General features: G+C 40.3%; 22 protein-coding genes. 13 read left to right on the top strand and 9 right to left on the bottom strand.

Annotation, left to right across the window (positions count from 1 at the left end; translation table 11 throughout):
* Positions 1 to 3 precede the first annotated feature (3 nt).
* Positions 4 to 1,035, bottom strand: coding sequence for a polysaccharide deacetylase family protein (locus SANK73390_RS03870; RefSeq protein WP_462763776.1), 1,032 nt, complete (start codon positions 1,033 to 1,035; stop codon positions 4 to 6).
* On the opposite strand from SANK73390_RS03870, the gene dinF reads away from it, so the two are divergent.
* On the top strand, positions 1,015 to 2,346 hold the full coding sequence (gene dinF / locus SANK73390_RS03865) for an MATE family efflux transporter DinF (RefSeq protein WP_462763773.1): 1,332 nt from the start codon (positions 1,015 to 1,017) through the stop codon (positions 2,344 to 2,346). The two genes, SANK73390_RS03870 and dinF, sit on opposite strands and share 21 nt — an antisense overlap.
* Here dinF and SANK73390_RS03860 read toward each other — a convergent pair.
* Both SANK73390_RS03860 and nfuA read right to left on the bottom strand, forming a co-directional pair.
* Entirely contained in the window at positions 2,291 to 2,566 is a 276-nt protein-coding gene (locus tag SANK73390_RS03860) for a hypothetical protein (RefSeq protein WP_462763779.1), read from the bottom strand. The two genes, dinF and SANK73390_RS03860, sit on opposite strands and share 56 nt — an antisense overlap.
* Positions 2,567 to 2,569: 3 nt before the next feature.
* Entirely contained in the window at positions 2,570 to 3,145 is a 576-nt protein-coding gene (nfuA, locus tag SANK73390_RS03855; protein WP_261593075.1) for a Fe-S biogenesis protein NfuA, read from the bottom strand.
* A 145-nt stretch (positions 3,146 to 3,290) separates the two neighbouring features.
* Here nfuA and SANK73390_RS03850 point away from each other — a divergent pair, with 145 nt between their 5' ends.
* Positions 3,291 to 5,831, top strand: coding sequence for a M14 metallopeptidase family protein (locus tag SANK73390_RS03850; protein WP_462763770.1), 2,541 nt, complete (start codon positions 3,291 to 3,293; stop codon positions 5,829 to 5,831).
* Here the strand turns inward: SANK73390_RS03850 and SANK73390_RS03845 are convergent.
* A complete protein-coding gene (locus SANK73390_RS03845; protein WP_462763767.1) occupies positions 5,808 to 6,482 on the bottom strand; it encodes a ComF family protein in 675 nt (224 codons plus the stop codon). The two genes, SANK73390_RS03850 and SANK73390_RS03845, sit on opposite strands and share 24 nt — an antisense overlap.
* 71 nt (positions 6,483 to 6,553) lie before the next feature.
* Between SANK73390_RS03845 and bioH the strand changes: the two genes are divergently transcribed.
* The 3 genes from bioH to SANK73390_RS03830 all read left to right on the top strand — a co-directional run bounded on the left by bioH (position 6,554) and on the right by SANK73390_RS03830 (position 8,628).
* On the top strand, positions 6,554 to 7,291 hold the full coding sequence (bioH, locus tag SANK73390_RS03840) for a pimeloyl-ACP methyl ester esterase BioH (protein WP_462763764.1): 738 nt from the start codon (positions 6,554 to 6,556) through the stop codon (positions 7,289 to 7,291).
* 101 nt (positions 7,292 to 7,392) lie between these two features.
* Entirely contained in the window at positions 7,393 to 7,701 is a 309-nt protein-coding gene (locus SANK73390_RS03835) for a hypothetical protein (protein ID WP_261593071.1), read from the top strand.
* 15 nt (positions 7,702 to 7,716) lie between these two features.
* Positions 7,717 to 8,628 (top strand): putative metalloprotease CJM1_0395 family protein, encoded by a 912-nt coding sequence (locus SANK73390_RS03830; RefSeq protein WP_462763760.1) that lies wholly within the window; start codon positions 7,717 to 7,719, stop codon positions 8,626 to 8,628.
* A 47-nt stretch (positions 8,629 to 8,675) separates the two neighbouring features.
* Here SANK73390_RS03830 and SANK73390_RS03825 read toward each other — a convergent pair whose 3' ends face one another.
* Both SANK73390_RS03825 and greB read right to left on the bottom strand, forming a co-directional pair.
* Positions 8,676 to 10,994, bottom strand: a complete 2,319-nt coding sequence (locus tag SANK73390_RS03825) for a Tex family protein (RefSeq protein ID WP_462763757.1) — start codon at positions 10,992 to 10,994, stop codon at positions 8,676 to 8,678.
* A gap of 93 nt (positions 10,995 to 11,087) precedes the next feature.
* Positions 11,088 to 11,561 carry a transcription elongation factor GreB gene (gene greB / locus SANK73390_RS03820; RefSeq protein WP_261593068.1) on the bottom strand — a complete coding sequence of 158 codons (474 nt, stop codon included), beginning with the start codon at positions 11,559 to 11,561 and terminating at the stop codon, positions 11,088 to 11,090.
* 194 nt (positions 11,562 to 11,755) lie between these two features.
* On the opposite strand from greB, the gene ompR reads away from it, so the two are divergent.
* From ompR to SANK73390_RS03805, 3 genes are read left to right on the top strand one after another with little or no spacing between them, the layout of a single operon-like run.
* Positions 11,756 to 12,475, top strand: a complete 720-nt coding sequence (gene ompR / locus SANK73390_RS03815) for an osmolarity response regulator transcription factor OmpR (protein ID WP_462763753.1) — start codon at positions 11,756 to 11,758, stop codon at positions 12,473 to 12,475.
* 9 nt (positions 12,476 to 12,484) lie between these two features.
* Entirely contained in the window at positions 12,485 to 13,789 is a 1,305-nt protein-coding gene (gene envZ / locus SANK73390_RS03810; RefSeq protein ID WP_462763750.1) for a two-component system sensor histidine kinase EnvZ, read from the top strand.
* A 23-nt stretch (positions 13,790 to 13,812) separates the two neighbouring features.
* Entirely contained in the window at positions 13,813 to 14,571 is a 759-nt protein-coding gene (locus tag SANK73390_RS03805) for a Rossmann-fold NAD(P)-binding domain-containing protein (RefSeq protein WP_462763747.1), read from the top strand.
* Between the two features lie 25 nt (positions 14,572 to 14,596).
* Here SANK73390_RS03805 and hutC read toward each other — a convergent pair whose 3' ends face one another.
* Complete coding sequence (gene hutC / locus SANK73390_RS03800) at positions 14,597 to 15,313, bottom strand: histidine utilization repressor (RefSeq protein WP_462763744.1); 717 nt, start codon at positions 15,311 to 15,313, stop codon at positions 14,597 to 14,599.
* 109 nt (positions 15,314 to 15,422) lie between these two features.
* Between hutC and hutI the strand changes: the two genes are divergently transcribed.
* On the top strand, positions 15,423 to 16,649 hold the full coding sequence (hutI, locus tag SANK73390_RS03795) for an imidazolonepropionase (RefSeq protein WP_462763741.1): 1,227 nt from the start codon (positions 15,423 to 15,425) through the stop codon (positions 16,647 to 16,649).
* Positions 16,603 to 18,444, top strand: coding sequence for an EAL domain-containing protein (locus SANK73390_RS03790; RefSeq protein WP_462763738.1), 1,842 nt, complete (start codon positions 16,603 to 16,605; stop codon positions 18,442 to 18,444). Before hutI ends, SANK73390_RS03790 begins: the two co-directional genes overlap by 47 nt.
* Here SANK73390_RS03790 and SANK73390_RS03785 read toward each other — a convergent pair.
* Entirely contained in the window at positions 18,441 to 19,496 is a 1,056-nt protein-coding gene (locus SANK73390_RS03785) for a formimidoylglutamase (RefSeq protein WP_462763736.1), read from the bottom strand. The genes SANK73390_RS03790 and SANK73390_RS03785 overlap by 4 nt on opposite strands.
* 5 nt (positions 19,497 to 19,501) lie before the next feature.
* Positions 19,502 to 20,005, bottom strand: a complete 504-nt coding sequence (gene rraA / locus SANK73390_RS03780; protein WP_462763733.1) for a ribonuclease E activity regulator RraA — start codon at positions 20,003 to 20,005, stop codon at positions 19,502 to 19,504.
* 165 nt (positions 20,006 to 20,170) lie between these two features.
* Here rraA and SANK73390_RS03775 point away from each other — a divergent pair, with 165 nt between their 5' ends.
* The 3 genes from SANK73390_RS03775 to SANK73390_RS03765 all read left to right on the top strand — a co-directional run bounded on the left by SANK73390_RS03775 (position 20,171) and on the right by SANK73390_RS03765 (position 23,735).
* Positions 20,171 to 20,692, top strand: coding sequence for a phosphatase PAP2 family protein (locus SANK73390_RS03775; RefSeq protein ID WP_462763730.1), 522 nt, complete (start codon positions 20,171 to 20,173; stop codon positions 20,690 to 20,692).
* Complete coding sequence (locus SANK73390_RS03770) at positions 20,689 to 21,741, top strand: MJ1255/VC2487 family glycosyltransferase (protein WP_462763727.1); 1,053 nt, start codon at positions 20,689 to 20,691, stop codon at positions 21,739 to 21,741. Before SANK73390_RS03775 ends, SANK73390_RS03770 begins: the two co-directional genes overlap by 4 nt.
* Before the next feature lie 113 nt (positions 21,742 to 21,854).
* On the top strand, positions 21,855 to 23,735 hold the full coding sequence (locus tag SANK73390_RS03765) for a methyl-accepting chemotaxis protein (protein ID WP_462763725.1): 1,881 nt from the start codon (positions 21,855 to 21,857) through the stop codon (positions 23,733 to 23,735).
* Positions 23,736 to 23,790 lie beyond the last annotated feature (55 nt).

The raw sequence follows: 23,790 nt of genomic DNA, 5'->3' as shown, positions 1-23,790 counted from the left end.
TCCCTAGGGTTTTGCAATTACCCAAGGCTGAGAGAACCAGAAGAACTGTTTAGTTTGGCCTTGAACTGGTGCTGTACAATTATAGCGAGCTCTACCATTAGAGAGCCTGTCTTTGGCAGTAATAATGACCTGTAGCTCATTTAACCATTTTGTATCGGCCTTTTCCTGCCCTGACGTGTAACAAGCAAACTGGTTACGAAGAAAATTTTGGTGTTCAAAATCGATAATTAAACTTGGTTGAGTTTGGTTAGTTACTGTATCGGCGTAAGTTAATTTAGCAATGTCAAATGGTTGTGAGTTAAGTTTAACTGTTAATGTATTCAAATTTGCATAAATTCCTGATGCAGGGAATCGAGGGACACGCGTAAAATCAGTGTATTTTCCTACAGCACCAGAGTGTTGTCCAATACCTATAAAGCCAAGAGAGTGTACCAGTTTTTGTAATTCACGATTAAATTCACCATAAGGATAAGCCAGCAATTTTGCATTATGGCCAACTTCGGCACTTATACGTTGCTCTGACCAAGTGATATCTTCGGCAACCCTTGTTCGCCATTGTTTTATCGTCTCACTCTTTTTAAGGTGATGTAAGTAATCGTGTTTGGCACTATGATTGGCAATAAGCGCGCCTTTTTTGGCTAGTGTTCTCAGTTGCTCCCATGTCATGACATAATCTTGTTTTTCATCGATTAATTTAGGGTTCACAAATATTGTATAGGCAAATCCAAACTTTTCTAATATTGGTGCTGCTTGCTCGATATTATTGTCATAGCCGTCGTCAAAGGTAATGGCAACACTTTTGGAGGGCAGCTCTTTGCCATTTTTTAGCGCATTTAGCATGTCATCTAGTGGCATCACGTTAAACTGCCCATCGCGTAAATAATTAAGGTGTGCTGTAAATTGTTCTGCACTGATTGAAGTGATTGGCGGTAACTTTTCGCTGACATGATGATACTGTAAGATCACCGCTGCAGTTGCGTGTTGTACTTTTAATAAAAATATCAGAGTCAATAAATGAAGCAGTTTTTTAACCATTATAAATCTTACCACCTGAGTCTATTACTTTTGGCTGGGCCAATGATTTTATCAAATATTTCCGTTCCACTGCTAGGGTTGGTTGACACCGCGGTGATTGGTCATATGTCATCAGCACATTATCTAGCAGGTATAGCACTGGGTGCTAGTACAATTTCGGTTTTATTTTGGTTAGCTAGCTTTTTACGGATGAGCACCACTGGCGTTATCTCACAAGCATTTGGGCAAAAAAACACTCGAAAGCTAACTATGTTATTACAAAGTAGTTTATTACTTGCGGTGAGTTTTGCATTGCTCATTGTTTCACTACAGGGTGTTTTTTTGATGGCAATTGAGCAGTTGTCAGGTGCATCAGAGCAAGTAATAGAACAGGCTAATTTATATTTCTCGATTCGCATATACAGTGCTCCAGCAGCAATGTGCAACTTAGTTTTGCTGGGTTTTATGTTAGGAATGCACTATGGGAAAGGGCCCTTTTATTTGGTCTTGTTTACAAATTTTATTAATATCGTACTAGATATTGTATTTGTGGTGGGTTTTGATTGGGGGGTAGCAGGCGCAGCTTGGGCATCACTTATTGCAGATTATAGCGCTTTGGTTTTTGCATTACTGTTAGTAAATAGTCTATTTAAAAGAAATGAAATAGCGTGGTTGTGGCATTTGCCTGCACGTACTGAAGTGTCGCAGTTACTGACATTAAACCGCGACATTTTTTTACGTTCTTTAATGTTGCAACTGTGCTTTAGTTTTATGACATTTTATGGCGCGAGGCTTGGCGAGTTGACTTTGGCCGCCAATGCAGTGCTATTGAACTTTCTAATGTTAGTGAGTTTTGCGCTCGATGGCATAGCGTATGCCGCTGAGGCAAAAGTCGGACATGCTAAAGGGCAAAATGATACAAATAAAATTCAATTATGGGTAAAGCTGAGCGTATTTTGGGGGGCAGTATTTGCGCTACTCTATTCCTTACTTTTCGCTATATTTGGTAATCAAATTATTATGTTATTAACTGATATTCCAGAAGTAATAACACATGCATACCGCTACCTCCCTTGGCTTATTATACTGCCAATCATTGCCATGGCATGTTTTTTGTTTGATGGTGTTTTTGTCGGGTTAACACGTGCGAGAGAAATGCGTAATAGCATGCTTTTAGCGGCAACAATGGGGTTTTTCTTACCATTTATGTTGACAACATCATGGCAAAACCATGGTTTGTGGTTTTCCATGACATGTTTTATGGCGCTCAGAGGTGTTAGTTTGTTTTATCGTTATCAACAGCTTCGTCGTCAGGGGATATTGTTACAATAATTTGAGCAAATCGATTTGCAAATATACCCAAATAACCCCACAGAGCAAAAAACAGTGCGGGTACTAAGAGTATTAGGCCAATTAACTGCACAATTGGCTGGTAATAATATCCATAACCAATCGTGCCAACAGCAATACAAAATAGCGCCAAGCCGATAAAAAATCGTTTGAGGCTTAATTTAGGCTGTTGGCCTAACCGGTAAATAACTTGTTTGAACATCATCTAGTAATATGAATGTTCGCCTGCTTGGTGCTCTGTAATATCTCTTACACCTGTGATTTCATCAAACTTAGCGATCATTTCTTTCTCAATGCCTTCTTTTAAAGTGACATCAATCATTGAACAACCGTTACATCCGCCACCAAATTGTACGACTGCAATACCTTGTGCAGTAATTTCAATTAAGCTGACTTGACCACCATGATTTGCTAGCTGTGGATTTACTTCAGTGGTAAGCATATGCTCAATTTGCTCGTGTAATGATGCATTATTACTCAGCTTTTTAGCTTTTGCGTTGGGCGCTTTTAGTGTTAGCTGAGTGCCCATTTTGTCTGTGACAAAGTCAATCTCTGCTTCTTCTAAAAATGGTGCGCTTTCGGTGTCGACAACAGCATCAAAACCATTAAAAGGTAAACGGACATCGGTCTCTTCAACAGCGTCGGCTGGGCAATAAGATACACCGCACTCGGCTTGAGAAGTACCAGGGTTAACCACGAACACTCTGACATTAGTGCCTGGAGCTTGATCTGAAAGTAGTTTTGCAAAATGTGTTTGTGCTGATTCTGAAATTGTGATCATAACTTTACTATACTTGACTAAATTACTCGGGTAATGCCTATGATACTCCCCTCGTCGTATTGTCGCCAGTGTTGAACGTAAAAATTTGGCACAGTTTGTTTGCCCTGTTAGCGTTTGCATATAAAAAATTATTAGAGTGTATTTTATGCGTATTGTTTTGTTTATGGTCTTGATGGTAATGCAAAGTCTCTTTTTGGCTGTGGCAAAACCTTTGAGCTTCTATTTTTCAGATGAAGTCACATTTGATACCAATATAACAAAGCCCAGTGAAATGCTGGGTTATGAAGTTGGGCAATGGCATGTAAGGCATGATCAGCTCGTACAGTATTTACACATACTTGCAAAGCAAAGTGAGCGTATAAATATTAAAACAATTGGTTATAGCCATGAACAGCGTCCATTGTTGTTATTGACAATTAGCAGTAAAAGTCAGTTAGATAATATAGATACGGTGCGCCAGCAACACTTAACACGCTTAACTGATATGACAAGCGATAATAGAGGGCCTGCAGTACTGTGGATGGGATATAGTGTACACGGAAATGAGTCTTCAGGTAGTAATGCAGCTATGTTGGTTGCTTATTACTTGGCAGCGGCCCAAGGAAAAGAAATTGAGCAGCTACTTGCCAACACGGTGATTTTACTTGACCCGTCATTGAACCCTGATGGTTTAGCGCGTTTTGCACAGTGGGCCAATAGCAATAGAGGCGGTGTTTTATCTGCTGATCCGAATCATCGAGAGCATGTAGAGCGCTGGCCTTCAGGACGCACTAATCATTTTTTGTTTGATTTAAATCGCGATTGGTTATTATTACAGCACCCAGAGTCGCGAGCTCGGGTTGCTCAATTTCACCACTGGAAACCGAATGTATTAACTGACTTTCATGAAATGGGCTCTAATAGTAGTTATTTCTTTCAACCTGGCGTCCCATCTCGAACGCATCCAATAACTCCGCAGAAAAATATTGAGTTAACGAATATTTTAGCTCAATACCATGTTAAGGCACTGGATAAACAGCAGCAATTGTATTTTACACAAGAAAGCTTTGATGATTTTTATTACGGTAAAGGTTCAACTTATCCAGATATTAATGGTGCAATTGGAATATTGTTTGAACAAGCCAGTAGTCGAGGCCATGTGCAAGATACAATTAATGGTGAGTTGACATTTGCTCAAACAATAAAAAATCAGCTAACTACTAGTTTGTCTACTTTTGAGGGAGTGGTAGAGAATAAAGAACAACTATTGGCCTATCAGCGTAAATTTTATAATGAGGCTAAGCAGCTTGCAAAGGCAGAAAACTTTGCCGGCTACCTTGTTGCTGCGGATGGTGATAAACAAAAATTCACAGCTTTTTTAACTCTACTTAAGCAACATCAAATAAAGTCATACTCGCTTCAAGCAAGTTATAAAGCTTACCGTAAAGGTGATGTATTTATTCCACTGGATCAACCTCAATATCGTTTGTTAAAAGCCGCTTTTTCGGAGCAAACATCGTTTAAAGACAATACATTTTATGATGTATCAGGGTGGACCTTACCGCATGCCTTTAATTTACCTTTTGAAAGAATTAAAAATAAGCGTAACTTAAAATTAGCAAGCAAGGCTTGGCTCCCTGAAAAAGCAATGCCTAAAGCTGATTTGCAAAGCACTTATGCTTATGGTTTTTCTTGGCAACACTTCTATGCACCAAAAATGTTAAATTTCTTATTAAAAAAAGGAGTGAAGGCTCGAGTTGCTTTGAGTGAATTTACTGCAGATACAACAGCTGGTAAACAACAGTTTCAATCTGGCAGTATTATTATTCCAGCTGTATTACAAACGGAACAAAAGTGGTTAGAGACATTAAATCAAGCAAAGAAAAAATTTGATATTAAAGTGCTTGGCATTCACAGTGGCTTAACAGCACAAGGGATAGACTTAGGTTCGCGTTTTATGCGTCCACTCAAAGCGCCTCGAGTATTACTCGTTGGTGGTGAGGGAGTTAGCCAGTATGAAGTTGGGGAGGTTTGGTATCATTTAGATAAGCATTTAGATGTAGCCCCCACTTTAGTTGAACAACGTCGCCTATCGAAAATTTCACTTGAAAAATATAGCCATATAATTTTAGTCGATGGGCTGTATTCGGAGCTTAACGAGAGAGTAACTAAAAATATTAAGCGTTGGGTTAAGGGGGGAGGCATAATTTGGGGCCACAAACGCGGCGCCAAATGGTTATTAGCAAATCAACTTTTAAAAGCACAAAGTATTTCTCGTAAAGAGATGGCGGAGCAATTTGATACGCATCAGCTAAGTTATCAAGACCGTGACAAGTTATCAGCAAAGCAACGTATTGCAGGCGCTATATTTGCTACTGAAGTCGATCTTTCTCATCCTTTGAACTATGGATTTCAGCGTGCATTATTGCCTGTATTCAAAAATAGTACTTGGCTCTTAAAGCCACCAGAGCAGCCTTTCGTCACAGTGGGAAGATATACAAGTACACCCCTCATGGCAGGTTACAGCGCGCCTGAAAACGTAGCTAAAATCGCCAATAAAGCCAGCATTATCGCACATGGTTATGGTCAAGGGGGAGTGATAGCAATGACCGATAACCCCGTATTTAGAGGCTATTGGTATGGCACAAGCAGAGTGTTAACCAATGCAATATTTTTTGGTGACTTACTGAGCGTTCAAGGGCGTTAAGGCTGTCGAAAAAGCCCAAACTTGTGCAGCACCCGCGTGTATACATGCCTGTGCTGCTGCGCTCATTGTACTACCTGTTGTAATAACGTCATCAATAATCGCCACTTTTTTATCTTTGATATCTTCTTGTACTAAGAATGCACTTTTTACATTATCTTTACGCTGTTTTTTTGAAAGCTCACTTTGTGGTTTTGTCGTTTTTATTCTAGTGAGCCCATGACTAATATGAGTGTAGGGCTTTATTGAGGGAAGCCAAGTTTGCGCGACTTGATTGTAACCTCTTTTAATGTATCGAGTTTGTGACAATGGCATAAAAAAGCAAATATCAGGCATAAAGCAATTGGATTGCCAAAACTGTAGCATTTGGTAATGAACAAGCTGTTTTAGGATTTGCTTTAAATACGTACGATGATGAAACTTGTAATCACTGAGCCAAGTTTGCAACCAGCCCTGATACCAACCACAGGCAAATAGACCATCACAATTTTCTAAGGTGATAATTCTATTAATATCAGGTCGAAATAAAAGGTTTCCTTGATTAACGCAAAACAAGGGGAAGTCGCACAAACAGTGAGCACATAATCCTTGTGTGTTAATTAGCGCACTTTGACAGCATGGGCATTGCTTTGAAAATAACCAATCTAAAAGCACATTGAGTCCTTTCGTTACTTTATCAGGCTAAGTGGTTATCATAATGGTAAGTGTGGTATAGGATAATAAAAATGCAAAATGACCTAATTCTTTTACATGGTTGGGGAATGAACAAGTCGGTATGGCAGCTGTGTGAAAAAGAGCTGAGTAATGAGTATAACGGCGCTATTGATAGCTTAAATCTACCAGGCTTTGGCGGTGCTGCGGTACCTGATAAAGAATATTCATTGGCTTCTGCCGCCCAGCAACTTGCTAAGCAGATTAACGACAATAGCACAATTGTTGCGTGGTCTTTAGGTGGTTTGTTTGCATTATATCTAGCTAAGTATTACCCCAAAAAAGTTTCTAAAGTTGTGTTAGTTTCGTCTTCACCTTGTTTTGTTGCACAGGACGAATGGGAAGGGATTAGTGGGCAAGTGCTTGATAAATTTAAAGATCAACTTATGCAAGATAGTAATAAAACCATAGACCGGTTTTTGGCTATCCAAGCAATGGGTAGCGAGTATGCAAAAGAAGATATCAAAGCTCTACGGGCATTACTTAAGCTGCAACCTGTTGCAAGTAAGCAAGCCTTATCTGTTGGGTTGGAATTACTTCAAAAGCAAGATTTGCGGGTTTTGTTTAGTCATTTATCTATACCTATGTATGGTGTTTTCGGCTGTCTTGATACGTTGGTGCCCAAAAGAGTTTGCGCACGGATGTCAGAACTAAACCCTGACTTTAGCTACAAAATGATTGAAAAAGCATCTCACGCTCCTTTTATTTCTCATCGTGATGAATTTATATCCTATCTAAAATCAATACTTTAAAACTAACGCTTTTGAATGGTAGTTTTTTTAGCCACTAATACTTTATCTTTACTGCTTTTTGGGTAATAATTAATCATGTGTATTTGTATCGGGAGAGAGATATGCCAATAGGTGACGTATTAAATACAGGCTTGGAAGGCTTTAATAGAGCCAGTCAAGGCATCGAACGTGCTAGTGCTGAAATTAATCGTGCTACGGTGCAAAATCAAAGTGATCAGGAGCAATCGCAGCAGCGTCAATTGCAAGCAGCCAGTGCAAATGAAGCAACGACAGCGCCCGTTTCACAGCCTGCAAAGATAGATGAGTCTTTGGTTAATTTAAAAGTCGAAGAGTTTAATGCTAAAGCGAATACTCAAACAATCCGAACAGCGGATGAAGCATTAGGTACATTAATCGATATTAGAGTTTAGATTTATAAATATGTTATGAACATAGTAACGCCACCACCGGCGATGAACCTCAACACTGCAAACGTTTATACAGAAACTGCTAGGCGTGATAATCAGGTGCGCGAGATAATCCCAAAAGCACCTCCAACAGCTGCAAGCTTTACAGAAAATAAAAGCGCAAATGAAGGCGACAAAACAAAGGCAAATTCGCCTGATGATTCACCTCTTTACGGTTCAAATGCGCAATCAGGCAAAAGTAAGACCATCGAAGACAAAGAGCAGCAAGGTCGTCAGCAAGGGCAGCAGAAAGCTGATGGCGATCAGGATGAAGTTCAAGACGCTAGCAATGAGCAAGAAGAACAGGTAAAGCAGCAAGAAATACAAGAGCTTAAAGCCAGAGATCAAGAAGTCAGATTGCACGAGCAGGCACATGCTCGCGTTGGCGGGCAATATGCAGGCTCCCCTAGCTATGAGTATCAAAGAGGTCCTGACGGCAACAATTATGCCGTTGGAGGTCAGGTTATGATCGATGTTGCAGAGGTACCTGGTGACCCGCAACAGACGATTGATAAAATGCAAACAGTTAGAGCTGCGGCACTTGCACCTGCAGAACCTTCTGGCGCTGATCGAGCTATTGCTGCTGATGCAACGCAGAAGCTATCGGCTGCGCAAGCACAGTTAGCAAAACAACGAATTAGTGGTAATGATGAGCAACCTGAAAGTGCCCCAATTGGCACCTACCAAACACGCCGCTTAAAAGAAGGCGAAGAAGATGGACTAGTTGCTAATGAAGAGCGAGTTAGGCTAAAAGAAGATGCAGATCCTTACGCTATGGCATTGCCAATTGAAAGAGATCCACAGATACAAGCTAGAGCACTGAGAATTAATGACTTTTATCAACATATAGCTTCACCTGATACACCAGCATCTCTATCTCTTAGCGTTTAACAAGTAAATAGTGTATTAAAGCCGTATCTTCAGATACGGCTTTTCATTTACTTTTTCAGTTTCGCGAAAGCGTCAGCAAAAGCATTACCCATAGCGGCGTTACCAGCATCTCGCTTAGGCTTTGGTTTATTGGTTGTTTTTGTTGCGTTTGATTTTTTCGAGCTTGAAGTCGCTTGTTGCGTTTTTGGTGTATTATGGACCTCGTCATCCAAGCGCATTGTAAAGCTAATACGTTTGCGGGCAGCATCTACTTCAATTACTTTTACCTTCACAATGTCGCCGGCTTTTACAACTTCACGTGGATCTGAGATGAACTTGTTAGTAATGGCAGAGATGTGTACTAGGCCATCTTGATGTACACCAACATCTACAAAAGCCCCAAAGTTAGCGACATTAGACACTACACCTTCTAAAATCATACCTACTTTAAGGTCATTAATTTTCTCTACGCCGGCTTTAAATGTGGCAGTCTTAAACTCAGGGCGAGGGTCTCGGCCAGGCTTATCGAGCTCTTTAAGAATATCTGTTACTGTAGGCAGGCCAAACTTTTCATTCGTAAAGTCATTGGCGACAAGTTTATTCAGTAGTTCGGTATTACCAATTAGATTTGATACAGGGACCTGCTTTACTTCACATATTTGCTTTACTACAGGATATGCTTCTGGATGCACTGCTGAACCATCAAGTGGGTCTTTACCGTTAACAATCCTTAGGAATCCAGCTGCTTGCTCAAAAGCTTTAGGCCCTAATCGCTCAACTTTTTTCAATTGACTGCGATTGGTAAAAGAACCATGTTCATCGCGATACTTGATAATATTCGTCGCCAGTGTTTTGTTTAACCCTGAAACTCGTGTTAGTAACGGAGCTGAAGCCGTATTTACATCGACACCCACTGAGTTTACACAATCTTCAACAACAGAGGTCAGGCTTTGGCCTAACTGGCTTTGCGATACGTCATGTTGGTATTGACCTACACCGATAGATTTAGGTTCAATTTTTACAAGCTCGGCAAGAGGGTCTTGTAAGCGACGTGCAATAGAGACGGCACCTCTTAAGGAAACATCAAGATCCGGAAATTCATTAGCTGCAAATTCAGACGCCGAATAGACGGAAGCACCAGCTTCGCTCACCATGATTTTATTTAGTTTCAATTCACTGGCTATCTTCAGTAATTCTGCAGCTAGTTTGTCACTTTCTCTAGACGCTGTTCCGTTACCAATCGCAATTAATTCAACTTTGTATTGGCGGCATACTTGCTCTAGTGTACGTAGTGACTTTTCCCAGTGGTTTTGTGGAGCATGGGGGAAAATTGTATTGGTAGCCAATAGTTTTCCGGTTGCATCAACCACCGCAACTTTACAACCAGTACGCAAGCCGGGGTCGATACCCATGGTAACCTTTGGTCCAGCAGGCGCAGCCATTAGTAAATCTTTTAGGTTTTTAGCAAATACATCAATTGCACCGGTTTCAGCTCGCTCCCGCAGGGCACCTAAAAACTCATTTTCTAGATGTAAGGCCAGCTTTACTTTCCATGCCCATTGCACAATAGTCATTAACCACTTGCTTGCATTAGCTGTGCTGATATTAAGCTGGTAGTGATCTGCAATCATTTGTGCACAGAACTGTTGTGGGTCGTCTACTTCAGGTTCAGGGTTTATAGTAAGCTGCAAAATACCTTCATTGCGTGCTCTTAGCATAGCGAGCGCTCTATGAGATGGCACTTTTACTAACTTTTCATGGTGCTCAAAATAATCGCGATATTTACTACCTGTCTCTTCTTTTCCTGATATCACCGTAGCTTCAAGTTGGCCATTTTGTTGAATGTGACGACGGAACTTCGCGAGTAACTTGGCATCTTCTGCAAAGCGCTCCATAAGAATAAATTTAGCACCATCTAATGCTGCTTTGGTATCGGCTATGCCTTTATCAACATTGATAAAGTCAGTAGCTAAGTGATCTGGCACTAAGCTATCATTGGCAAACAGCGCGTCTGCAAGAGGCTCTAAGCCAGCTTCAATTGCTATTTGACCTTTGGTTCTACGTTTAGGTTTGTAAGGCAGATAAAGATCTTCTAACTCAGTTTTACTTTGAGCATTGTTGATATCTAAAGCAAGAGAGTCAGATAGCTTTCCCTGCTCAGCAATAGTATTGAGAATAAAGGTACGACGCTCTTCTAACTCACGGAGATAACCTAAACGTTGTTCTAACAGGCGCAATTGACTATCGTCTAAGCCTCCAGTTACTTCTTTACGGTAACGTGCGATAAATGGCACAGTGGCGCCTTCATCAAGTAAAGCTGTGGCTGCTAATACTTGTTGTTCTTTGGCGTTTAGCTCCTGTGCTAAACGAGCCGAGATGTTGCTCATGCAAAATCCTTATAAAGTTCAGTCATATACGCTCTTTGTGCATGATGAGCGTGAATAATACAAATAATACCATAGCAGTGATGAATAATAACCTCAGATACTATATTCAATGCTATTTACAAACCAAGTTTTTTCGCCTTCAGGGGTACGAACGCTAAATTCATCATCTACTTGTTTACCAAGTAGGGCGCGCGCCATGGGTGAATCAATAGAAATATAATCTTTACGCTCATATATTTCATCAGGTCCAACAATGCGAAAATGTTTTGTCTCAGCTTGTTCATTTTCTATTTCTACCCAAGCCCCAAAATATACTTTACCGGCCTGTTGTTCAGAGTATTCTACGATTTTTAGATCAGGTAAGCGTTTTCGTAGGTACCGTACACGGCGGTCTATTTGCCTTAATAGACGCTTATTAAAAGTATAATCTGCATTTTCTGAACGATCCCCTAGGCTTGCAGCCCATGACACAATTTTGGTAATTTCAGGGCGCTTTTCATGCCATAAATGGTCATGCTCTTGTTGAAGTTGTCGATACCCTTCAGAGGTGATCAAGTTGGTTTTCATATTTGGTATTTAGTCAATTTTATTGAACACTCAAGTTAAGTTAGCCTAATGAAACAGGCATGATACTGTTTGATATTTATTCAGTTACTAAACTTGTAACGTTCAGTAACAAAAGTTCTTATAAGGTATGGTGTCTAGTTAGTCATTTTTCAATTATATTAAGCTAAGGTATTTAATAACAAGAAGAACATAGTATGGGAAGCGAAACCACCAAAGTATTAGTTGTCGATGATGATATGCGTTTGCGTAGTTTGCTCGAGCGTTACCTTGTTGAACAGGGCTTTATTGTTCGAACAGCTGCCAATAGTGAACAAATGGATCGTTTACTCGAACGTGAAAATTTTCATCTTATGGTTTTAGACTTGATGTTACCGGGTGAAGATGGGCTATCTATTTGCCGACGAATAAGGCAAAAAGAAAATGAAATTCCAATTGTTATGTTGACGGCAAAAGGTGATGAAGTAGATCGTATTATAGGTTTAGAGTTAGGTGCAGATGACTATATACCAAAACCATTCAACCCTAGAGAGTTACTTGCACGAATAAAGGCAATTTTACGCCGTCGAGCTAAAGAAGTACCTGGCGCGCCTTCTTCAGAAGAAAATGAAGTGTCATTTGGTATTTTTAAGCTCAACCTAGCAACACGAGAAATGCAAAAAGGGGATGATGTCTTGTCTTTAACCAGCGGTGAGTTTGCTGTTTTAAAAGCGCTGGTCAGCCATCCAAGAGAGCCACTTAGTCGTGATAAGTTAATGAATTTAGCGCGCGGGCGTGATTACAGTGCGCTTGAGCGAAGCATTGATGTTCAAGTATCAAGGTTAAGGCGTATGATCGAAGATGACGCAGCTAACCCGCGTTATATCCAAACGGTATGGGGCTTAGGGTATGTATTTGTACCTGATGGTCAAAGTTAGTTGTTTTTTATGAGTTTATTCCCAAGAAGTGCCTTCGGGCAAACCGTATTTTTTGTTGGCGCACTGCTGCTGTTAAATCAGATTGTTTCCTACATTACCGTCACTCTTTATGTATTTAAACCAACATTTGAACAAGTGAATCTAATGCTTGCAAAACAGGTTAAAACGGTTTTTATAGATTGGGAAGAGGGTGTAGAGGTAAATGATGAACTGTCGGAAAAGTTTTTTGAAATTACAGGTATCGAAGTAATGACTCAACGGCAGGCTTATATTAACGGATTAGACAGAGCTAAAGAATACAGTTTGTTATCACAAAGTATGTCAGAGCAACTAAATGGTTCAGCACGAGTACGGATAAGCCAAGGAGACCCTATAGTATATTGGGTCGAAGCGCCACAAGCCCCCGGTTATTGGGTGAGGGTGCCACTGACAGGGCTCAGTGAAGCCAAGCTAGAGTTTTTGGTTTTTTATCTCTCTAGTATTGGTTTTTTGAGTGTTCTTGGTGGTTGGTGGTTTGCTCGTCATCTCAATCGACCTTTAAAAGCATTGCAAATGGCCGCAGGCCGCGTTGGCGTAGGGGATTTCTCAACGCGTTTGGTCGAACGTGGCTCTACAGAGGTGATTGAAGTAACTCGCGCTTTTAATCAGATGTCAAAAGGGATAGCTGAGCTTGAAAATGACCGAAGATTATTAATGGCGGGGGTGTCTCATGATCTTCGCACGCCGCTTACACGCATTAGATTGGCAACTGAGATGATGGCTGATGAAGAAGATTATCTAAAAGAAGGGATCATTGACGACATCGAAGATATGAATGCTATTATTGATCAATTTATAGAATATCTTCGCCACCATCATAGTGGACAAATGTCTCCTGAAAATTTAAACGCATTGGTAGAGGATGTTGTCCAAGCAGAAAAGAAACATAAGCGCACTATTGGCTTTATCAAAGAGCAAGATGTGCCCAAAGTACTTATGAACTCCGTTGCACTCAAACGCGTATTAACCAATATGATTGAAAATGCCATACGTTATTCTGATGACGCAATAGAAGTCAGTACGCATTACAGTGCCAGAACTAAAGAGGTCATGATAAAAGTAAAAGACCGTGGCCCTGGTATTCCTGAAGCTGAATTAGAAAGCGTATTTGAGCCATTTAAACAAGGAGATCAAGCACGTGGTAGTGAAGGGAGTGGTCTAGGCTTAGCTATTATTAAACGCATAGTCACCACCCATGGTGGCAGAGTTAAACTCAGAAACAGAAACGGTGGAGGTTTAAGCGCCGAAGTTGTTTTGCCTACATGTAATACATAATTTCTTTAGAGGTCATCGGTTTTATGAATAAGCTCGTAGTGTTAGGAGCTGGTTGGTTAGGAAAACCTTTGTGTTTGCAAGCCAAACAAAAAGGGTGGCTTGTTGAAGGTACGCGTACGCAAGATAATTGCGAGCAGGAATATGAACGTATATTTCGCTTGGAAAATGAGCAATTAATCAGCAGTATTTCTCTTAATGAGGCTTACTGGGTGTGTGCTATTCCCCCCAGAGCTCGACATGAAAGCAGTAACTACTTACAGTTGTTAGATAACGCTTTAAAACTTAGCCAGCGATTTAAATGTAAAGGTTTTTTGTTGTGCTCAAGCACGGGAGTTTACCCAAAAGATAGTGGTACTTATTACGAAAGCTATGATGTTCAAGCTGTCGATGCTCGGCAAAGTATTTTGCAAAAAGCAGAGCAAATGGTGCTTAATATGAACGGAAAGGTGCTTCGTTTGGCTGGTTTAGTTGGACCGAATAGAGAACCGGGGCGCTTTGTTTCGGGCAAGCAACTAGCAAGCTCATCTCAAGGGGCAATTAATATGGTGCATCAACAAGATGTAATTGAAGCCATATTCTGCCTATTGGACGCGTGGCAAAAAGCAGCAAGAATTTACAATGTGTGTAACCCTTGGCACCCAACAAGAGCAAGCTACTACCAACAAAAATGCGCACAATTTGATACTCAAGTGCCAACGTATGCAAGTGAGGAACATTCACAGCGTATAATTGACGGCTCAGCAATTCTTCAATTAGGTTTTAGTTACCAGCATGACATTTAGATAAGAGTGGTTGGATTTGTTACGTTTAAATGGGTCGCTTAAATGTTAAATGACCCCCTAGACGATATTTACTGCCTGGTGAAACCAAGCGTGCAAAGCTCACAATGCCTGAAGATGACCACGTGCGACGGATTACTTGCAAGCAAGGTTCTTCGTTGAATAAATTGAGCCATTGGCAAACCTCCTCACTGGGCATAATCGCCTCGACGGTATGCCTTGCCTCGGTTAGTGGTGCAACATTTGATAAGTATTCATGAGGGGTAAGCTCACTAAAGTTCTGTTGTAAATAATCGGCCGCAAGTGCTGGATTAACAAAACGTTCCTCCACTTGCAGTGGTGTATCATTTTCGTTATGAAGTAATACGCTACGATAAATCTGGCTATTAATCTCAACGCCTAAAGCAATGGCAATGGGTGCAAGCGCTGCGATAGACTCCAGAGATAAAACAGTACATGAGTAGTGACTATTTCTTTGACGAACTTCTTCGGCAATACTTTTTATCTCTAACAATGATGATTGTGACTTAAAACTTGCGACAAAAGTGCCCAGTCCTTGACTGCGGGTTAAAATACCACTATCAGTTAGCTCGGTGAGCGCACGTCGAGCTGTCATACGGCTTACTTTAAATTGATTAGCTAGCTCGTTTTCAGAGGGAACTTGTTGGTTTTCATGCCAAACGCCTGCTCGGATATTGTCGATGATATGCTGCTTTATTTGTGCAAACTTTGGTGTATTTTCCATATTTTTCTTCTCTACACGCTACTTATTAAAATAAACATGGCACACATGTCTTGTATATACAAGCTGGATTGCTACACTCATTACAGTTTTACTATTTAAAGAGGCTGTTATGCTGGAAGTAGATTTAGTGATCACCAATGTCACACTCGCCACAATGGACCCTGATATATCGAATCCATACGGATTAATTGAACAAGGTGCTATTATGCTTAAAGCGGGTAGGATTGCTTGGCTTGGAGTGCAAAGTAATATGCCTGAGTTTGATGTGCTAGCAACACCACTTCATGATGCAAAAGGTCAGTTACTAACACCAGGATTGATTGACTGCCATACACATATTTTATTTTCTGGAAACCGTGCAGCTGAGTTTGAACAGCGGCTAAATGGAGTTTCTTATCAAGATATTGCGCAACAAGGTGGTGGTATTGCAAGCACTGTACGTGCGACTCGACAAGCTGACATACAAACTTTATTTGTTACAGGCAAAGAGCGTCTTAATAGTTTATTGCGTGAAGGTGTAACAACGGTTGAGAGCAAGTCAGGGTATGGTCTAGATTGTGATAATGAGCTGAAGTTACTACAAACGAATAAGTTACTAAATGAATGTCACCCAATTGATGTGCAAAGTACTTTTTTAGGTGCACATGCACTTCCTCCCGAGTATAAAGATAGAGCAGATGACTATATTGATTTAGTCTGTGAGCAAATGCTTCCTCAAGTTGCTGAGCAAGGTCTGGCCGTTGCTGTGGATGTATTTTGTGAAAATGTGGGTTTTAGCTATGAACAAACCAAAAAAGTATTTACAAAGGCACAGCAATTAGGACTAAAAATAAAATGTCATGCCGAACAATTATCTAACCAGCATGGTAGTGAGTTAGTGGCGGAATTTGCAGGCCTATCAGCAGATCATATTGAGTATTTAGATGAACAAGGTGTCATGGCTATGGCAAAAGCTGGCACTACGGCGGTTGTTTTACCTGGCGCATTTTACTTCTTAAGAGAAACTCAGTTACCACCGATTGAGCTATTGCGAAAACATAAAGTATCAATGGCTATTGCCAGTGACTTTAACCCAGGCACCGCACCACTATGTTCATTACGTTTAATGCTTAATATGGCATGTACACTATTTCGTATGACACCACTAGAAGCGTTAGAGGGGGTAACAGTTAACGCTGCAAAAGCCCTAGGACTAAGCGATAGAGGTATGCTAAAAGTCGGTATGCGAGCAGATATTGCTTTGTGGCAAGTAGATCACCCTGCAGAACTAAGTTATCAATTTGGCGTAAGTGACCTATCAAATTTGTGGATCTCGGGTAAACTTATTCACTACTAATCGTTTATTTAATGGTAAGCAGGTGTTGTTACAGTCATTAACTTGGTTTGCCGCTTTATTACCTTCACTCTCGGATACGACGGCGCGCACAGTGCCGTTGTTTGATGTCTTGTCTGCGGGTGGTATTGTTACCGCCGGTGTTATGTTATGTGTTGTTACCAAAGAGCTATTGCTAAAAGGCTTACATTTCTCTTTGTGTATTATCACGTTGCTTTTGCTGTTTTTAAATGTGCCGCTGGCAATGTTTGTGCTGGCTATCGTTTTTATTATTTATCTTGCCTACTCTTTTTCATTTTCTGTATCGTGGATAAGTAGGTTAGTTGCGGCCAGTACATGTATATATGCGGCTATTTTAAGTGGCTATTTATTGTCTCAATGGCCTGTGAATTTAGCTGTTATTGCGCTTTTTCCTATTTATTTCGGACTACTTTATGCCACTATCAATGAAACTCGTGAAGAGCAACGCTCAACGTCTTCTGATAAAGAGCTAAGTGGTAATGACTTAGGAATACCTAACCGAGCGAGTTTGAGGCATGCCTATGAGATACAAAGAAAGTTAGACCCTGGGCCTGCCATGCTTGTTTTAATATTTTTAGAGGGAATTGAGCAAGTTAATATTCATTTAGGCAGAGAGTTTGGGGATACCCTTCTTGCTGAATCAGCGAATAGAATAAAGCAGCAGCTTAATAGTGCTACAGACATTTTTCCTATTCCTGATGGCAACTCGGTATCAAGACTCGCACACCTAGGAGGGTTACACTTTGCATTTGTGTGTCGTTTGGGACGTTTTGAATATCTTCATGAGCAGCTCATTGATGATATTTTATTAAGTGTTGAAAAACCATTCCATGTTGGTAGTTGTACCTTAGATATATCGGCTCGAGCAAGTTATGTCAATTGTGATGAAGAGCTAGGTCAAATTGATAGTTTGATAGCGTGTGCATACTTGGCACTAGATAAACTCTCTAATCAGGCGGTATGTGCGTATCAGCAGCAGATGCAAATTAGCCAAGTAGAGCAGCAAACTCGATTGAGGGAACTGGCAAAAGTGATGATAAGTGAGGAGTTAGAAGTATATTTTCAGCCTGCTTTTTCGCATCCAAGCGGAGAAATCGCTTACTTAGAATTGTTATTGCGTTGGCCACACCCTAAACAAGGGCTGTTGACTGCAGAGTACTTTATTGAAGATATACGTTTAGCTGGTTTATCTTTACCCGTAGCGCATTTTGTTATTGAGCGTGCTGCAGAAATAGCAATGGCTATAAAGATGGAAGGCCTTAAAGTGCCTTTGAGCATCAATATTTTTGGCCCTGAAATGTTGCAAAAAGACTTTTTGAGCTTTATGGAACATATTTTATTAGAGCATTATTTGCAGGACGGTGAAATTTTATTGGAGTTCCCAGCCAGCCTATTTACTAATATAGATCAACAAACACAGGTTTGTATAACTCAATTAAGACAGCTGGGTGTTCATATAGGGATTGATAGGTTTGGTGAATCAGCACTGAAATTGAGCAATTTGTTTAATCTACAAGTTGATTTTATTAAGCTCTCTTCAGCATTAACTGAGCAACCTCAACCTGCTGGCGTTGAAGCTCTTTTACATAACATTGTTGCGATGCAACATGAAAGGGGTATAAAAGTGATATGTGAAGGGGTTGAAAATAAAGTGCAGTTAGAATTTGCTGAGCAGCTTAGTTGCAATGCAATTCAAGGGCATTTTTTAGCTCAACCAATGAGCTGTAAAGGACTCATTGGTTGGCTACATAATTTTAAGGCTCAACGAGATGATTAGTCTTTATGCCTTTTTGCACGTAAATAACTGCATACTAAGCCACTAAGTACTTGCCCAGCTTCAAGCATGCCTTGGGCTAAACCTTGAGGGTGATTGCCAGGTGCCGCTTCGCAGAGGTGTAAATAAGAAGCGTTTGCTTGTTGAGCGCCCAAATAGACAAAGTGCTCTGCATCACTGACGCTAAAACCACAGTTAGTAAAAGCACTTACAGGCATATAACTAATGCTATCAACATCTACCTCTACACCTAAAGGCGCTTTGTTTGCAAAGCGTTTCAAGCCTAACTCGCAAGCTTGAGTTAATGAATATTTGCGACTTACTAAAATATCTTGATAGCTGATATAACTATATTGAGCTTGGTTCAAAGCAGCTATAATTGCTTGGTTATTTTTTTGTTCATGCATCCCTACTACATGGTAGTCGCAAAGGTATGAATTTTGATGTGCATAATGAAACCCATTGCCACTGTGTCTGCCCTCTAATGCTCTAAAATCTGCATGTGGATCAAAGTTAATAGCATGGCATGCTGTTCCTTTGGTTTGTGCGAGCGCTTTTAAAATACCAAAGCAATTGTTATGACCACCACCGATAATAATAGGCTCAAGCCCTGCAGCAAATATCATACTTAAAACATATACGACTCTTTCATCTAATTGCTCGCATAGTTGTCGAAGGGCAACCAGTTGTTCAGGATTAGAGTTATCCAAATTACTACTTTGTTGTTGTAAGTCATCACAATTAACTTCACCTAATAGTAGTACATCCTTTGGCGTTAAAAAGTCATTACACGGTAAATTTAAAAAGCGCTGTAAAAATGCTTGCCAGCCTAATGTCGCGCCTCCTTTTCCGCAATTTGCTTTTGGTCCAAAATCTTCATTAATGCCAACTAATACATACTTAATACCAAATGCTGCTGCATCTTTTAGTGCTACATCAAGCTGTGAGTTGGGTTCTAAAAAAGTAAGAGACTGCCAATACCTAAGCTCATTTTCTCTTGTCGAAGTGAGGTTGATAACATCAGCCTCACTGTAAACATGTAACCAGTTAGTCATACCAATTATTCTTGTTCTTCTTCAGGCTCTAAGAGTAGTTCTTGCGCAGAAATAATAATGCCTGTACTGTCTGCGTATAAAAAGTCATCTTCAAAAAATGACACTCCAGCAAAGTTGACAGGTATTGCTTGTTCGCCTGAACCTTCGCTATCTGCGGCGACAGGGATAGAGGCTATTGCTTGGATCCCCAAGTCGCATTCTTCAAGTTCATCTACGTGACGAACAGCACCGTAAACGATTATACCCTGCCAGTTATTTTCTACAGCAAGTTCTGCAAGGTCAATGTCAATAAGCGCACGTCGTGTAGAACCGCCGCCATCAATTAACAAGATCCGTTCAGTTCCATCTTGTTCTAGCATGCTCTGGATGAGCTCGTTATTTTCAAAACACTTAACTGTGGTAATACGGCCACAAAATGAAGCCTGGCCACCAAAGTTAATGAACATTGGTTCGAGTACATCAACTACATCAGCAAAGTGGTCACATAAATCGGAAGTGCTGTAATCCATAACTATTATCCTCAGAAAATAACATTAAGTCAGGGTGAGTATACTCCCATATATAACCTTAGCAATGCCAAACAGTAAGTTACATATTAGTGTCTCATAATTGTCATGGTTTTGTTATTTAGCTCTTCTATGCTGAATTTATCCACAGTATGTGAGTTAAGCATCATGAAAGGTAAACTAGCACAGCTTGATACGGCTTTATATTTTGCAGTTTTCACTCCAAGCCCCAAGCATTGGTGGCGAATTGTAGCACTAGGCTTATCTAAAAGCGGTAATGGTGGTTTATATGTGTTGCTAGCTATTACTTGTGCCATTTTTCTAGAGCAGCTGGGGCAACAGTTTGCATTAACTGCTGTGTTAGCGTTTGCGCTTGAGCGACCAGTTTATTTTTATTTAAAAAAGCGTATTGCTCGAGTGCGCCCTTGTGACTGCTTTTCACAAAAGGCTTTGTTAACACCGGGTGATAAATTTAGTTTGCCATCGGGGCATAGTGCCGGGGCATGGTTATATGCGACATGTCTATCAGAGCATATTCCCATCTTGTCTATTCCATTATTGATTTGGGCTATAGGTGTTTCGTTGTCTAGGGTTGTAGTTGGAGTACATTATCCACTGGATGTAGTAGTGGGGGCTTTAATGGGAATAGGTTGTGCCAGTTTGGCTATTGGGCTAGTAGGAATGCTATGAAGATATTGTATGGAGTACAAGGCACCGGAAATGGTCATACAACACGTGCGCGAATTATGGCCGCATGTTTTGCTGAACACGGCGTAGAAGTTGATTATTTATTCTCTGGTAGGCAGAGGGAAAAGTATTTTGACATGAGCGTATTTGGAGACTACAAAAGTCGAGATGGTTTGAGTTTTTCGACTCAAAGTGGTCAGGTAAACAAGTTTGATACACTTAAACAGCTAAAACTAGGCCAGCTTTATAAGGACATACGTCATTTAGATGTTGCTCGTTATGATTTAGTTTTTAATGATTTTGAGCCAGTTACCGCTTGGGCTGGAAAGTTGGCGAAGGTGCCTGTTATTGCGATGAGTCACCAAGCCTCTTTTTTATTTCCAGAAGTACCCGTAGAGGGGGCTGGGCTTATAAAACGCACGTTACTGAAACAATTTGCCCCTGCCGATATATATTTGGGGGTACATTGGCAACCATTTGCAAAGAATATAATTCCACCATTTATTCCTTATGAAGTACCAGATAAACAATGTCAATCGGTGGAAAATAAGGTGCTTGTATATTTACCTTTTGAAGAGTTAAATAAAATTATTGAGTTGTTACAGGATTTTCCTGATAAAGAATTTTATTGTTATCACCCAAATGCACAAAACCAGTCTTTGGCCAATATCCATTTACGCTCCCCCAGTCGGAGTGGCTTTTTGAAAGACTTAGCAAATACCAGTGGCATCGTCGCAAATGCCGGTTTTGAGCTTTCCAGTGAAGCGATGAAATTCGGCAAAAAGCTGTTATTAAAACCTTTAAATGGCCAATTTGAGCAGTTAAGTAATGCGTTAACCTTGGAAAGTATGGGTCGAGCAAAAGTAATGCATTATTTAAGTACTAATGCACTAGAAGAGTTTTTAGAGTTGCCTATGGCTGAGGCAGTCCACTTTCCATCAGACCCTTCGCCTTTAGTCAATTGGTTAATAAATAGCAAGTGGGATGATGTTGAGGGTTTGCATAACAAATTGTGGCAACCAATAAGTTCTAAGTTGTCAAACGCAGCGTAAATCACATAATTGTACCTTCTGTAGGAAAGTTCCAGATTGTGCAATGTTAACTGCAGCAGTAAATATAGTTCTCAGCTATACTTGCCTTAGGTTTATTTTATTTGGGTAACAGTATGGCTTTGTTAGAGAATTTGACAATAAAGCGGCGTTTGCAGTTAAACGCTTTGGTTGTGGGTATTGCTTTGGTTGTTATGTTGGGTGTGATCATTTATGAAGCAAAAATGATGTTGCAGCTTAATAATGCGATTCAATATTCAAAAGACCTCAATGTTCATCAACTTACAATGAGAAAACACGAAAAAAACTTTTTGTTTTACAAAGAGGAAAACTCATTAGATAAATTTGATGACGAGTATGCAAAGTTACAAAATACATTAGCATTACTTGAGCAAACATTTGCACATTTTGACATTGAAGCTAATAAGCTTAATGACTTTGAGCGATTGGCAAAACAATATAATACAGATTTTCAGCATGTGGTGACGCTACAAAAAGCAATCGGCTTACATCCGAAAGATGCCCTGTACGGTGAATTGAGGGCGGCTGTTCATGGTGTTGAAACGTTATTAAAAGAGCGCGAAAATTATGAGTTGTTGTCGACTATGCTGCACTTACGACGAGCAGAAAAAGATTTTATGCTTCGTTTGGATACAAAATATTTAACTAAATTATTGAGTTTGGTATCAACATTTAGTGAGCAAATTAAATCAGCAGGCTTTCCGAGTGGTTATCAAAATGAACTGCTTCGTTTACTCAACGAATATCAAACTAAATTTCAAGCTTTGGTTGATGCTCAAGTAGAATTAGGTTTGCATTTAGATGACGGCGCATTAGGTCAAATGAAAAGTAGCGTCGAAAGAAGCGAGGAGTTGGTCACCGAAGTAGTAGCAGCAACTCAAAAAGTGATCTCAACAAGCTCTGATTCAGTTCAATTCATTGCATTTTCTGTTTTTGCTGCAGCATCAATCATAGTTATGGCACTGGTATTATCTACGAGTAACTCTATTGTTAGACCTGTGGAGCGGGTTTATTTAACCATAGAGCGGATCCGTAAGGAAAATAACTTGGGGTTGCAAATAGAGCAAAGTGGTAACGATGAAATTACTATTATGACTCAAGACTTTAATAGTTTAATTAATGACTTTAAGCTTTTAATAACAGAGGTGAATAGTGCATTGCATACAATTAATGACGCAACTTCTCATTTAACAGAATCAACAGCACAAACTAGTGCAGGTGTCAGCGAGCAGCTCCATGAGGCAGATATGGTGGCAACTGCAGCAACCCAAATGCAAGCGACTATTCAAGATATTTCACATAATACAGAAGCTGCTTCTCAAAAAGCAGAGTCAACAAATGACAATGCTCAGCAAGGTCGCTCAGAAGTTGATGCTACTATTAAGCATATAATTGCATTGTCAGAGTCGCTAAGTGGTGCTTCAAATGTTGTTTCACAGTTAGAAAAAGATGGTGAAACGATTGGATCTGTACTTGATGTTATAAGAGGTATAGCAGAACAAACTAATTTACTTGCGTTAAATGCCGCAATCGAGGCTGCTCGAGCAGGTGAGCAAGGACGTGGTTTCGCGGTTGTAGCGGATGAAGTGAGATCGCTTGCACAGCGAACTCAAGACTCGACACAAGAAATTGAAAGCATTATTTCCACGTTACAGCAGCGAACTCAAGAGGTCGTTAATATAATGCAGCAGTGTCGTAATCAAGGTGGAGAAAGTGTTGCGCAAGCGGAAAAGGCGGGTGAGTTGTTGAGTATGATTACAGAAGACGTGCAAAATATTATGGATATGAGCACTCATATAGCTACGGCAATCGATGAACAGAGCCAAGTAGCCAGCGAAGTTAATAAAAATGTAGTGCGTATTCGTGACATTGCGCAGGTTGCATCTGAGCATGCACAAGCAAATGCACAAAGTAGCGAGGAAGTGTCTGAGCAAGCTAAAGTACTCAAAGATGCAGTAGCTAAATATAAAGTTTAATGATGCTTAACTAAAAGTAAAATACAAAAATGCCGCTTCAAATAAAGCGGCATTT

This window comes from Pseudoalteromonas sp. SANK 73390, assembly GCF_054966645.1.
Note: the sequence above shows the minus strand (reverse complement) of the source record. Positions and strands in the feature narration are given on the sequence as shown.